At 38.7% G+C, this 13,131-nt stretch carries 19 protein-coding genes; all 19 read left to right on the top strand.

Going from position 1 to position 13,131, the window contains the following annotated elements:
- Positions 1-189: PDDEXK nuclease domain-containing protein (locus AB1349_10095; protein MEW6557689.1), on the top strand; the 189-nt coding region annotated here is incomplete at its 5' end.
- On the top strand, positions 186-353 hold the full coding sequence (locus tag AB1349_10090) for a hypothetical protein (protein MEW6557688.1): 168 nt from the start codon (positions 186-188) through the stop codon (positions 351-353). The genes AB1349_10095 and AB1349_10090, both read left to right, overlap by 4 nt.
- 78 nt (positions 354-431) lie before the next feature.
- A complete protein-coding gene (locus tag AB1349_10085; protein MEW6557687.1) occupies positions 432-1,031 on the top strand; it encodes a hypothetical protein in 600 nt (199 codons plus the stop codon).
- Positions 1,018-2,049 carry a DUF6094 domain-containing protein gene (locus tag AB1349_10080; protein ID MEW6557686.1) on the top strand — a complete coding sequence of 344 codons (1,032 nt, stop codon included), beginning with the start codon at positions 1,018-1,020 and terminating at the stop codon, positions 2,047-2,049. The genes AB1349_10085 and AB1349_10080 overlap by 14 nt, the downstream gene beginning before the upstream one ends.
- An 80-nt stretch (positions 2,050-2,129) precedes the next feature.
- Positions 2,130-4,316, top strand: a complete 2,187-nt coding sequence (locus AB1349_10075; GenBank protein MEW6557685.1) for a DEAD/DEAH box helicase — start codon at positions 2,130-2,132, stop codon at positions 4,314-4,316.
- A 133-nt stretch (positions 4,317-4,449) separates the two neighbouring features.
- Entirely contained in the window at positions 4,450-5,070 is a 621-nt protein-coding gene (locus AB1349_10070) for a hypothetical protein (protein MEW6557684.1), read from the top strand.
- A gap of 87 nt (positions 5,071-5,157) precedes the next feature.
- Complete coding sequence (locus AB1349_10065) at positions 5,158-5,325, top strand: hypothetical protein (GenBank protein ID MEW6557683.1); 168 nt, start codon at positions 5,158-5,160, stop codon at positions 5,323-5,325.
- Positions 5,326-5,780: 455 nt separating this feature from the next.
- On the top strand, positions 5,781-5,984 hold the full coding sequence (locus AB1349_10060; protein ID MEW6557682.1) for a hypothetical protein: 204 nt from the start codon (positions 5,781-5,783) through the stop codon (positions 5,982-5,984).
- Positions 5,985-5,988: 4 nt separating this feature from the next.
- A complete protein-coding gene (locus tag AB1349_10055) occupies positions 5,989-6,891 on the top strand; it encodes a hypothetical protein (protein ID MEW6557681.1) in 903 nt (300 codons plus the stop codon).
- A 205-nt stretch (positions 6,892-7,096) separates the two neighbouring features.
- On the top strand, positions 7,097-8,017 hold the full coding sequence (locus tag AB1349_10050) for a tyrosine-type recombinase/integrase (GenBank protein MEW6557680.1): 921 nt from the start codon (positions 7,097-7,099) through the stop codon (positions 8,015-8,017).
- Positions 8,014-9,726 carry a tyrosine-type recombinase/integrase gene (locus tag AB1349_10045; protein MEW6557679.1) on the top strand — a complete coding sequence of 571 codons (1,713 nt, stop codon included), beginning with the start codon at positions 8,014-8,016 and terminating at the stop codon, positions 9,724-9,726. Before AB1349_10050 ends, AB1349_10045 begins: the two co-directional genes overlap by 4 nt.
- Positions 9,717-10,136, top strand: coding sequence for a site-specific integrase (locus tag AB1349_10040; GenBank protein MEW6557678.1), 420 nt, complete (start codon positions 9,717-9,719; stop codon positions 10,134-10,136). Before AB1349_10045 ends, AB1349_10040 begins: the two co-directional genes overlap by 10 nt.
- Positions 10,117-10,374 carry a tyrosine-type recombinase/integrase gene (locus AB1349_10035; GenBank protein ID MEW6557677.1) on the top strand — a complete coding sequence of 86 codons (258 nt, stop codon included), beginning with the start codon at positions 10,117-10,119 and terminating at the stop codon, positions 10,372-10,374. Before AB1349_10040 ends, AB1349_10035 begins: the two co-directional genes overlap by 20 nt.
- Before the next feature lie 251 nt (positions 10,375-10,625).
- The gene (locus tag AB1349_10030; GenBank protein ID MEW6557676.1) at positions 10,626-10,988 is read left to right on the top strand and encodes a hypothetical protein; all 363 of its coding nucleotides are present in this window, start codon (positions 10,626-10,628) and stop codon (positions 10,986-10,988) included.
- Between the two features lie 2 nt (positions 10,989-10,990).
- Positions 10,991-11,818: a ribonuclease H-like domain-containing protein gene (locus tag AB1349_10025; protein MEW6557675.1), complete on the top strand. Its 828-nt coding sequence runs from the start codon at positions 10,991-10,993 to the stop codon at positions 11,816-11,818.
- Positions 11,819-11,974, top strand: coding sequence for a hypothetical protein (locus AB1349_10020; GenBank protein ID MEW6557674.1), 156 nt, complete (start codon positions 11,819-11,821; stop codon positions 11,972-11,974).
- A gap of 1 nt (position 11,975) precedes the next feature.
- On the top strand, positions 11,976-12,137 hold the full coding sequence (locus tag AB1349_10015; GenBank protein MEW6557673.1) for a hypothetical protein: 162 nt from the start codon (positions 11,976-11,978) through the stop codon (positions 12,135-12,137).
- Complete coding sequence (locus AB1349_10010) at positions 12,134-12,484, top strand: single-stranded DNA-binding protein (GenBank protein MEW6557672.1); 351 nt, start codon at positions 12,134-12,136, stop codon at positions 12,482-12,484. Before AB1349_10015 ends, AB1349_10010 begins: the two co-directional genes overlap by 4 nt.
- A gap of 96 nt (positions 12,485-12,580) precedes the next feature.
- On the top strand, positions 12,581-12,982 hold the full coding sequence (locus AB1349_10005) for an RQC domain-containing protein (GenBank protein MEW6557671.1): 402 nt from the start codon (positions 12,581-12,583) through the stop codon (positions 12,980-12,982).
- Positions 12,983-13,131: the final 149 nt, after the last annotated feature.

The following is a 13,131-nucleotide window of genomic DNA, read 5'->3' as shown; positions in this document are numbered from 1 at the left end:
CAAAAAGGCGAGAACCCGCCGATTGGAATAATTCTCTGTGCGAATAAAAATGAGGCGGTAGTGCGGTATACTTTACCCGCCGGCGAGAACAGAATTTTTACTTCCAAATATAAACTTTATTTACCTACGAAAGATGAACTTATAGCAGAATTGAAGAAAGGAAAATTTCTACTTGAGGAGAAAAAATGAAATACTTAAAAAAATCCATTCGGGCTGGTTTAACGGTAAAAATCAGAGAGGTAATTGATAAAGTTAATGAAATAGTTGAGTGGATAAATAATTATGAAGAACGAACGAGGCGTCTTGGAGAAAGATTGGATAGATTTAAAAAAGAACATAACATTCCAGATTAAAGTTTTGTAGCCGTAATAACTTTTTAAGCGACATAATTTACCGTGTCGCTTTTTTTATTGTCAAAACCTTGTATCAGTATGAAAAGTGAAATGCTAAAAATCGGCTATGATGGTGCGAACTCAACGCTGATGGAACTCTTAAAAGACGGCTCAACGCTGATTTATGCTCGGCTCATCGGCTATAAATCAACCAATAAGGCGATATGGTCAGCGTTGCACAACCATTCGCTTTCAATTACCGACGGGAGCAGTGTCTATAAGGGCTATGAGACAAAATACTTTTCTTACTCAAAGATGTTGCCGAGCGGACTTTCCGAGACGGTCATAATTTCAGAATTAGCAATTCCGAAGTATATCTCGGAAACCGCAGATACTTTTTATGTCTTATCCCGAACAAAACAACCCGACTACAATTTATTTTTTGAATTGCTTAACAAGGTCTCAAAAGTCCCACTACAAAAAGAGTGGTCAGAGTATCTTTTCCATTCTATCCTGAAAGAAACGCAAAACGCCGACGGCTATGTTTATAGTGGCATATCTGAATTAAAAGACAGCACTGGTATTTTGGGCTGGGAAGTGGAATACAGCGAGGAGCAGTTGCTTAAACATATCTCTAATCTCTTAATTTCTCAATTTCTAATCTCTGACTTTCAGGAGGCAAAAGATGGCACGGCTTGAAAGTGTAGCAAAGCAGGGCTTTTATCCGACACCTGAAATTGTTGGCGATTTAATTACCCAATACATTCAACCGACTGATAAATTATTTTACGCACTTGACCCTTGCTGTGGCGAAGGAACGGCACTTAAGAATCTTATTAGTAGAATCGGTTCTAACAGAAAAAGTTACGGAATTGAAATCAATTCTAACAGAGCAAAGAAATCCGAGAAAGTCCTTGATAAAGTTCTCAATGTAAGCATTGATGACCTGAACTGCCAGAAAGGTGCTTTTTCTGTTATGCTCTTGAACCCACCATACGACTACGACGAAAACGGCAAACGGCTTGAATACACTTTTTTAAGAGCGACGACAAAGTATTTACGGACTTCCGGACTTTTGATTTACATAATCCCGCAAAACCAGATTAGTTGTGCATCCGAGTATCTATCGGCAAACTACAAAGATATAAAAGTTTTTCAATTCCCTGAAAAAGAATATGAAACATTTGGGCAGGTAGTAATTTTTGGAGTAAAAAAAGACAAAGTAAGTTTTGATAAAGAGACCGAGCGGGAACTAAATCATATTTGCTGGTATAATGACAAACTTTCTGAATTGACCGCACCCGAAAAACCGCTTTATGTAATACCACAGGCACTACTCAAAGATTTTAATTTTGGCTCTCTATCGGTGATAATTGAAACCGCTATCAAAGAAGCGGAAGCCGACGGGCTATGGAAAAGCGGAGCATTCTTACAGGATTTATACGGGAATACCGACGACAATTCTGTATTAAACCCCTTACTGCCTCTTAAAAAAGGACACTTAACGCTTTTAATTGCTTCGGGAATGTTTAATAATCAGGTGCTTGAAAAAAAAGACAAACGGGTCATTGTCAAAGGCAGGACTTACAAAATTACGGACACCACAACCGACCCAAGCGACGACACTTCAACCGAGACGGACAGATTTATTACAGAAATATCAGTCCTGAATTTGAGAACTGGCAAATTAGAACTTGTGAATAACACAGCACCGTAAAGACGGGTAGAAAGGTAGAGAGGTAGAAAGGTAGAAAGAAAAACCTGTCGCAAAATCTTTTTTTAAGTCCTTGTATAACTATGGAACTGAAAGAATTTGTATCCGACTGGAAAGATGTTTTGACTAAAAAAGTAGTTGAAAGTTTTACGCCGACATATCAGTTTGAGCAGAAAGCGGGGAGCAATTCTGTTTTATCAAGCCTCAAAAGAAAACTTTTACCTTCGCAAGAGCATATCGCACTTGCTATCAGGCGGTATCTTTCTAAAAACAAGACCGCCTTTATAGTCGGCGAAATGGGCGTAGGCAAAACGATTTTATCAGTCGGTATTGCCAGCCTCTTGAAATCCAGCGACCACCCCTCTACCCTTCTACCCTCTACCTCTCTACCTGCCGTTAAGGTTTTAATAATGTGTCCAAGCCATCTCTGTAAGAAGTGGGAGCGAGAAATAAAAAAGACGCTTGATAACTCTGCGGTATTTCAAATCACAAGCATAACCGAGTTAGAAAACGCCACTAATCACTTATCCACTAACCACTTAATCACTACCTTTTTCATTCTATCAAAAGAAACCGCAAAACTTTCTTACGAGTGGAAGCCATCAGCAATTTATGAACCAAACTGCCGAGATGGGAATTGTTTTTGTCCCGACTGCGGAACGCTCTTAATTGATACCGAGAATGAAATCCCTTTGCGTTTTACTGACCTTTACAATAAAAAAACAAAATGTCATAAATGCGGGGGCGCATTGTGGCAGTCAACACGGCTATTAAAAGGCAAAGGCAAAGCCAGATACTCACTGGCAAAATACATCCACGATAAATACAAAAGGTTTTTTGACTTGCTGGTAGTTGACGAGGCACATCAATATAAAGCAAGTGGCTCTGCACAAGGTCAATCAATGTCCCTGTTAGTGTCATCAGCAAAAAAAGTCCTTGCCTTAACAGGCACGATATTTGGGGGACGCTCAACTTCGCTTTTTTATATCCTCTATCGGCTCACTCATTCTGTCAAAGAAAAATTTGACTTCCGAGCAGAGAAAGAATGGGCGAAACGCTACGAAATAATTCAGAAAATCACGAAAGCAAAAGAGAATGAGTATTCCTCCGACGGGCACTCATCGTCATCAAGAGAATACAGGACGCTTGTCAGAGAACTGCCTGGCGCCAGTCCTGATATTATTAACTTCTTACTGGACAAGACCGCATTTTTCAAGTTGTCGGATTTAGGCGTATCACTGCCGAAATACACGGAAGCGGTAATTGAAAGCAAAATGGAAAAGGAACATCAGCAGGAATATAAAAAGTTAGAGGCGTTTTTGTTAGATGAAATCAGGACTGTTTTACATCAGCGAAAGCGAGATGAGAACGAGCCGAAAAACCCTGTCAATATCGGGCTTTATTTACAGATGCTTTTGACTTATCCAGACCAGCCATTCAGGAACTATAACATAGTCAATACTGACGGACTGGAACTTTACTCTGCGAAAAAGTTTAATGAGGAAGCGATTTATCCGAAAGAGCAAAAACTTATTGAATTAGTCAAAGCCGAACTTTCGCAAAAACGCAATGTCTGGATTTACTGCACACATACGCATAACCGAGACATCACGGAACGCTTGCAAAAAATACTTTTGAGCGAAGGCATAACATCTGCGATATTAAAACAATCGGTAAATGCACGGAAGCGTGAGGAGTGGATAAATAAGCAGGTATTCGCAGGTGTCAGGGTAGTTATCAGCAACCCCCGACTTGTAGAAACAGGGCTTGATTTAATTGACTTTCCGACGCTGATATTTTTTGAGACGGAATACAGCACCTATACATTAAGGCAGTCAAGCAGACGCTCCTGGCGAATTGGTCAAAAGCAACCCGTTAAGGTCTTTTATTTTTGTTATGCGGACACAATACAACAAAAAGCACTTTCGCTGGTGGCAAAGAAAATCAAATCGGCGATGATGGTTGACGGCGATGTAATTTTTGAGGGAACGGTAGCGGAATACAAAGACGAAGGAAACTTCTTTATGGAGTTAGCAAGAGACATAATTGATGCCTCTGATGTGGACGATTTAAGCAAGATATTTAATGAAGTCGCAAATACAGAATCGCAGGGCAACGAGTTTTTGCTTGACCATCAGATTGAAATTGAATCCGTGATGAAACCGATAACCGAACACCGGACACCAATAACCGCAGATATACCAGCAGAGTTTTTAATAAAAAATGAGGATTTAAGCAAGTATGTTCAGCAAGAACTTTTTAGTTTTTAATGTCGCAAAATGTATCCTGAAATCCTTGTATAAGCAAGGAAGGAAGCCGTAAGTCCTGAACCCGATTGTAGCCCCCGAATTTATTCGGGAGTGAGCGAAGCGAAAAAGGGCAGGCAGGTGAAGGGGAAAAGAGATGACGCTCAAAGAAATTCTGGTCGCTACTATCCAGATGGCGAAAGAAATTCAGGAAAAGACAGGCGTTATGCTGTCTACGGACAACATAACATCAATTGGGCTGTCCGTTTATATTCAAGCGTCAAAGGACGCACTGACGGACAAAATCAACGGAGCGAGAAATGGAAAATCTGCACCAGCACAAGAGCCAAAGCCCGTTGAGAAAAAGGTAGAGAAACCCGCTACCGCAAAGCAGATTGAGGTGTTGAAAAAAATCAACGACAGGACGGGCGGTAAGGTGTTAGCGGAAATAGTGTCAAAAGGTATAAAAACCATTGACGAACTTTCGGTAAAATTTGCCTCTGAACTCATTACAAAGTTCAGCAAGACACCGACGGCAACTCCGCTACCGAAGCCGACACCGACAAAAGAAGTTCCACAGAAAACAGAGACACCGACGGAAAGTATCACAGAAAAGCAGATTAAATATCTGTATGTTCTGGCTTCCAAACTCGGGCACGGCAACGGTCAGGCAAAAGACTGGCTGAAAAGTTATTTCAATGTTGCCTCGTTGAACACACTGACAAAGGCACAGGCGAAAAAAGGAATTGACGCCCTATTGACAGGGCAAGTAAATTAAGTATAATACAGGGCGAGGAAAACCCTTCCTATCCCCGCCCTTCCCCGTTTTCACGGGGACAAGGTTATACTTACCGCAGGGGGCGGAATGTTTTATATCAAATCATCGTCGGTTCGTAAAAAGGCAAAGCAATTCAATAAACGAGTTTCAACATCTTTTTTATCATTGCTTGACCAGAAGGTAGACCGCTTAATTGAAGTAGCTATCAAAAATGCGAATAACTTTAAGACACTAACAAGGAACGATTTATTTTAAGTGTCGCTTTTTTGCTTTTGGTTTCCTTGTATAGTCGTAGATGTTCTTTTAATTGGCGGGGTGGCGAAGTTAATGCAGAGAATTCTCGGGAATTCGTGAGGTATAATTCATAAACCTCTTTGCTGCGGCGAAAGCAGAGTGTCGTTTCTGTGAGGATAGGGAGTCGCGACCTGAAGGCAACAGATAGACATTCTACCGAAAGGCACGCTGGTTCGAGCCCAGCCCCCGCCATAATTAAAACTTTAGAATATTTGGATTTTATGGAGGTCGCCTGCGAGTAATGATAATACGCCTTCGCCTATGTGGAAACGGTATCACGAATTGGAGTTGACGCTGATGAATGTGCATAGGGAAAAGAGTAGTCAGATATAAAACGATGCAGGTGGCTCTCGTAAAGTTCAAATGTCGCAAAATCAGAAGTAAAATCCTTGTATAGTTAATGGAGGATAAGAGTTATGAAAAAGAGAGTTATTGAAATTATTGAGGAAAAATTTAAGAAAGACATCAAGGAAATACAATATCAGTTGTGGAAGAATAAGCGTGAAATAAATGTTTTAGCGCAAAAACAAAATGAATTGAAGGGTGTCAGGGCTGGGCTGTATGGTATTCTCAGGCAAATCAAAGGGACGCACAAACATCCAGAGAACCGAGAGGTGTGATTTTATGGGCTTAATAGGTTTCAGATGTCCAGAAGGAAGTATAACAGCAGGAAGCGAAGTTGATTTTATAACCTGTCTCAAATGCCAGAGTCCGTGTCTACCAGTTATGATACGGGCTGGAATTATAAAGTCGCACCAATACAGGGGCGAGAGTATTTCAGCGACGACAATAACGGGTTGTCTTCGTCAGACATTTTTATCACGAAAGGTTGACTACTATGCCAATCCGCAGACGCTTACTTACTCTGCTTTTCGTGGTTCTGTGATACATACAATTTTAGAGAACATCGCACAGAGCAGTTTTCAGGGTGGTAATGTAAAGGTAGACCTTGCGATTGATGAAGTGCTAAATGACTTTATCATAGAGAAACGGATTTACAAGGAATTTCCACTGACCGCTAAAAAATTAGTCAAAGTTTCAGGGCAGATTGATATTTATCAAAAGTCCACCCATACACTTCACGACTATAAAACAATGGCTGACAACGGGATTTATTTTCTCTCAAAAGGGCAACTCAAAGAGGAGCATATAATTCAGACGAACTTTTACAGATGGCTACTTACAGGCATTTTACCTGTTGATAAAATAAAAATTCATTACATCACGATGGGCAAAGTGCTTACCACAGGGACGCATTGTGAATTTATTGACAGAGGCAAGGATAAATCGTTTGACCTGCCCGATGTCCCACTGATGACCGAAAAAGAATTTTTAACAATAGTGAGACCTAAGATTACTGAGATGTCAGAGGCATTTGAGGAAGGCGTGCCACCTTCTGCTGATGGCGGAGATGGTGGCTGGAGATGCAAGTTCTGCGCCTTCACAAAAGGATGTGAACACTTTGAAAATACAAAAGCGAAACTACAATCCAAAGATAATACCCCGGAAGTTATAGAGGTAGCATAAGATAAAATTTCTGGAGCATGGTTAAAAATTTTTCGTAAAGATTTCACAAGAATTACACAGTAAATTGTTTTTAAGCAGTTGAAAAGGCAATTTATTGTCGGTGATTAGCGAAATACAGAAAATTATTGGACGCAGAATTGCAATGAATAAACAACAGTTGCTTTTTGGCATAAAACTTGTTAATCTATATTAAACGGGATTTTTTATGCCAAAAATCCACGAATATTTACAACCATACCTTAAATATCTTGACCATGTAAAAGGATTGAGTGAGGGAACGATTCTTTGTGAGAAGAAAGTTATTTTATTGTTTTTACGCTGGTTAGACGAATTTAAAGATAAAGATATAACCGAAGTTGAAACAATAGATACGCCACTAATATTAAGCCATCTTAAAGAAAAGGCGTTTGTAAGAAACAAACGTGCACTTCAGTCATATCTCGGAATTTTAAGGCGCTTCTTCGAGTATTTAAAAATTTTCGGATTTAAAACAGAAAATCCTTTAGCCAAAGTTATTCCCGCCCGAGTAAGTTCCTGGCATAGACTGCGAATACCCTTGACCTACGAAGAAATAAAAAAAGTATTTCAGGAAGTAAGAAAACCTACCCGCATAAAATCAGATCGTATAAGGAATCTTGCAATAATAAATATGCTTTATTTCTATGGTTTAAGAAGTAAAGAACTGCGGAATTTAAAAATTGGGGATGTAGATTTCATAAATAAAGCTATCAAAATTGACGCTAAAGGGAACACAGAAAGATTACTTCCGCTGACCGAAAACATAGCCGGTTTATTGACAGATTATTTAAATATACGGTCTAAAAGTTCTTCGGATTATTTTTTCGTTACGCTTACAGGTAGAAAAATGGATGATAATTTTTTAGCAAAGACTGTTGGAAAATATGGACAGCGAATTGGTTTGAAAAAAAGATTGAGCCCGTATGTTTTCCGGTGCACATGTGCGACACATATGTTGGAATCCGGTAAGTTTAATATTGTTGAAATACAAAAATGGTTAGGACATCAGACAGTAGATTCGACCAGACGGTATGTACATATTTCCGGTTGGCTAATCAGAGAAGCACTAAATCGCCATCCGATCAACAAGATGACTTTTTTTAAATGAAGCGAAAAGAACAAATAATTTTTTGCTATCAGAAATTCTTAAAAAAAGAGCGGAAACGCTCGTTCGCCTGTATCAGTGCCCATCTCGGAATCATAAACAAATTTATTTCGTATCTTGAAAATAATAATGTGCGAAATTTTAACTATGTCAGAGACAAAGATGTTCTTATTTATTTAAAACATTTGGAAGTTACTTATGCCAGAAGTTATAGGGCAGTAATTTTAAACGATATATCACATTTTTTTGACTACCTTAAAAAAGTAAAAATAGCATCACAAAATCTTAATTTTCCTCGTTGGCAAAGAAAAAGAATTATCAGAGATTTGGAAAAATATCCGGAAAAACTCTCAGATATAGCTATAAAAAAATGTTTAGATATACGAACAGGATATGTTTTCAATTTATCAGACCATATTCAAAAATTTATAGATAGCGAGGTAAAAGATAAAATACAAGCAACGAAAACTATAAAAGGAAATCAATTAAGTTTGGAAAAATTCAATACTTTTATAAACCAAAATTTCCCAAACAATACGTTGTTACCTGAAATTACGTTAGGAACTATGTTTCGGTTTTTGAAAAATATGCAGTTGAAAAACTACAGATATCAACATATTGAACAAACCTTTTATTTGACTAAGCGGTTTTACATATTTTTAGGGAAGAAAAATGTTGTCAGCGAAGATGAATTAAAAAAGGTTCTCCAGTTTTCAAGAAAAATTTTACTAAAGTTAAAGGATATGCAAAACGAAAACGATTTACTTGAACATATCAAAATAGCAGACCGAAAATTGCATTTAGACCTTAATAAACATATTGAAGACTTTTTGGATTACTTACTTCTTTTGGGTTATTCAAAAATAAGCAATCACAACAAGCGTTTTGTTTTGCGAGTATTTAACCGGTATTTAGATAAAATTGACATTAGAGATGTTAACCATATCAAGCCGTTGGATATTATCAATTACTTAAAGCACCTAAAAAGGAATAAAAGAGAAAATGTAACCGTAACGAATATTTTGAATGTATTAAAAAGTTTTTTTAAGTATCTTACACAAATCAAAATTATCAGGCACGACCCTACCGAATCAATTGCGTTTTTAAAAACAAGATATACATACATAAAAAATCTGAAGATTCTGACTGTTGAAGAAAGTGAAAAATTGCTGAAATCGGTAGATAGAAACACAGCAGAAGGTAAACGGGACTTTGCTGTCTTGGTTATCCTTTACGGACTTGGTTTAAGGAAATTTGAGTTAAGCGAACTTAATCTCGATTCTGTGGATTTTGATAGAAATTTTATTTACATACGAAAGGCAAAAAATGACAGAGAAAGACATTTTCCTATGCTGCCTATAGTTTCATCCAGTATTAAAGAATATTTAAAAGTCAGACCAAAAGTTAATAACCCTGCACTTTTTCTTAGTCGTAGAGGAAGCCGACTTCACATTAGAACAATTTCTGATTCGCTAAATCGGTATGCGGCATTAGCGGGGATTCCAAGGGAAATTACTCCGCAAACTTTACGACGAACATTTGCATCGCATCTTCATAATGAAAAGGTCGATGTATCGGTTATTGCCGAAATGCTTGGACATACAAATATATCTTTAGTATTAAGGTATATTTCTAAGACGGAAGAGGAATTAGCAGGGATGTTTAATTCTCATCCTGGATTAAAAGCAATAAGGAGTGTTAAATGGACCTGAAACAATATTCAAAGGGATTTGATGAGTATCTGAGATTAGTCAGAGGAGTTGCGGAGACAACATTGAAGGACTATAAAGATTATGTGAAGGAATTCTTTACCTTTCTCAAAGATAGGAACATAATTACAATGGAACAAATTAAACCTGAGATAATAATTTTTTTTCTTGAATATCTTTCAAAAGAAAAAAATAATTGTCCATCCACTAGAAACAAAAAACTTTCTGCGTTGAAGATGTTTTTTTCTTATATGGTGAATATGGAACTGATTGATATTACTAAAGACCCAGTGAAAAATATTCCATTGACGAAAAACAGACAATTTGGAAAACTTCCCCGAATTCTAAATACCGATGAGGTGACGAAGTTATTAAAACAGCCGGATAGAAAAAATGTTAGCAAAATATGTTAGGTGTGCTCATCTTCCCGGTCACATTACGCCCCATACAATGCGACACACATGCGGGACTGAATTGTACAAAGCGACCGGTGATGTAGTCAGTGTGGCAAAATATCTGAGACATTCAAGTACGAGAACCACTACTAAAGTTTATGTAACTTTAGCCACAAAAGATCTTATGGAAATTGCGAGTAAACATCCAATAAATAAAATAATTTCAGAATTAAAAAACGAGCATAAAGATAACTGAATATTAGACGCATAATTGTTAGGCGTAGAATGCAAAAACTGTGAATTCACTGCCGGGTGTGACTGGTATGAGCAGAATATTGTCGCAAAAGAGAACAATAAAGCCCCTGAAGTGGTGAAGGTAGTATAATAGCGATTTCAGACGGTAAAAATGCACCGATATGCTTACCTCAAAGAAAAAAAATTTACAAAATTGAAAAATCGTGTCGCATTTTGGTTTCTGAAATCCTTGTATAGTTAGGGGGAGCAAAGATGGAATACAAAACAGGTAGTGAGGTGAGAAACATGGAAACGATTTACAAAAAAGATAATTTTGAGTTCACGGGTTTTTGGAATTGCGTGTCAAAATGTGGGGTGCAGGTAGACATAGAGCGTTGCGGAGATATTATTGGCAAAGCGGTGGTGACACTTACAGAACTACCTGATAATCCTGGCACTTCCATAACCGATGCGGTTGAAATTATAGCGACAGAAGTATATCGTCGGGTATTAGGCGATGTTCCACCCAACAAAATTGAATGGATAGAACATTATCCTGCATCAGAACATTTTAACGAAACATTTGACAAGGTTATCTTGGGCTGGAAGGTAGAATTTTACTCGCAGAGGCGATAGAAATGAGAGAGATTAAAGTGCTTATATTAGATTTAGAGACGCTCAAAAATCCCAACGCAGTTGGAGGGTGGCAGAACTGCTGGAAAATGGGAATATCCGTTTTAGGAATGAAATGTCTACTGATTGACGCTAACGGCATTTATCATGCGGAACGGGAATACGATATTTACACCGAACCTATCTTTGCATCTCGGGATATAATTATTAACAGGCGACTTGACTGGGCTGATGTCATTGTCAGCCACAACGGGCTGTCTTTTGACTACAAAGTTTTAGTTGGTGCGTTGAATTTGTCTTGGGATTGGGCGAAAGAAAATCTTACTCCAAAAACGATTGATTTCTGTCATCAAATCAAAATCAAGCACGATGTCCATATCTCGCTTTCTAATGTTGCTACAAGGACAGTTGGGACAAAGCATATCAAAGCCCTGCCTGGCGACAAGATTGTGGAGTATTGGCATAGTGGCAATCCTGAAAAAAGACAGGCGGTAATTCAGCACTGCATTGACGATGTTGAATGGACTTCTGAGATTTTCGTAGAGATGTATAAAAGGACTGAATGGACGAAGGGTGTTCCAACAGGCAGAATCACTTTTTACAATCCTTACGAGGCAGAGAAAAGAAAAAACATTGTAGAAACTAATGACGAGGCAAGACGCCGAATCACCGGCAACTGTGTTATATCATATCCAAAAAAAATGCAGGAATTTCTGATAGAATTAAAGCGGATTAAAAAAGACCCTGTTTTATCAATGTCTGGTGCGGGGAAAGAAATATGGAAAGATGTTGACGCTGATGATTATGTTAAAGGATTACGGGAGGGCTGGTAAATGAATAAAAAGAAATGGAAAAATAAAAAGTGTAAGAGTTGTCAGCACTATTGGGCGGAACGAGATGACTGTTTCTTAAAAGAGACAGTCAGGTTAATTGAAGGCAAATGCGATTTATGGACGAAGCGTAAACCAGACTGGAGGCGGGTTGAGTAAAATGAACGAGGAAAAATGTGACATTGTCGGCTGTGGTGAAATCGGCAAAATTGAAATTTTAGTCGGGAGTATCGGTGAGAATGAGTTTTACGCTACTGTGTGTGAAAAGCATTACGCTGAAATTTATTCGACTTTCGGGAAAAAAGGAGGTGAGAATAGATGAACAACATTGTTTTAACGGGCAACATTGTGAGAGACGCGGAGTTGAGAGCAACTCAGTCAGGCAAGCAGGTCTGCGATGTCAGATTCGCTGTTAGAGAGGACAGAGCGCCTGAAAATGCCGAGACGGTCTTTCTGGATTTGGTGATTTGGGGTGAGCGTGCAGAAAAACTTGCACCGCACTTAACCAAAGGCAAAGCACTTGCCGTCAGTGGTCGGTTGTCAATCAGGACGAACACGAAAGGCGACAAGACCTACAAAGATGTTAGGGTGGTTGTGAACGAATTAGAATTTCTCTCTAAAAAAGAGAAAGGTGTTTCAACCACTGAGGACGAGAAAGTGCCGTTTTAGCAACAGAGGCGAGAGAATAGCATAGAGAGGATAGAAATTAGGGTTCCCTATTCTCTTCCTGCTAATCTCTCTTCTCTGACTTTACAGGAGGCGAAGTTGAATTTTTATCAGTTTGTTATTTTATCTCTGATAGAAAAAATATCAGGGAAACGAGGACGGGGAACAGTTATCGGGATCTTGCGTGGGAGCGACAGGCGGAGCATTCGCTCACTTAAAAATAGTGATAACGCACCTGACGAAAGGTTCAGCGGGATTATGGAGAGAGTGCCGAATAAGGTTCTTCTCGCAATTTCCGATGAATTGCTTAAAGCAGGGCTCATTGAAATAGTAGAGGATATGATCAACGGGCGCTGGTACCCGCTGGTGTATATCACCGGCAAAGGTCGGGATGCACTTAAAGAGAAGCAGTCAGAGTTTTCGGCTGAACTTGAAAAGATACTCAACGCCAATAAGGTGCTGATTGATTTTTCAGTCGGAACTTATTCCAAAAGGAGATGACGCTGATGACAGAAAAAGAGATAGAGAAGATGACGGATGACGAATGCCAGATGACGAATAATTCTGACGAGGATTATGCCCAGTGGTATAAGGAATATACCCAGCGGGCTAATAAAAAAAATCCTACGCCACTTGCTGTCTATAAAATT

It is taken from the genome of Elusimicrobiota bacterium (assembly GCA_040757695.1).
GTDB lineage: Bacteria > Elusimicrobiota > UBA8919 > UBA8919 > UBA8919 > JBFLWK01.
This window is presented reverse-complemented; position numbering and strand designations above follow the sequence as displayed.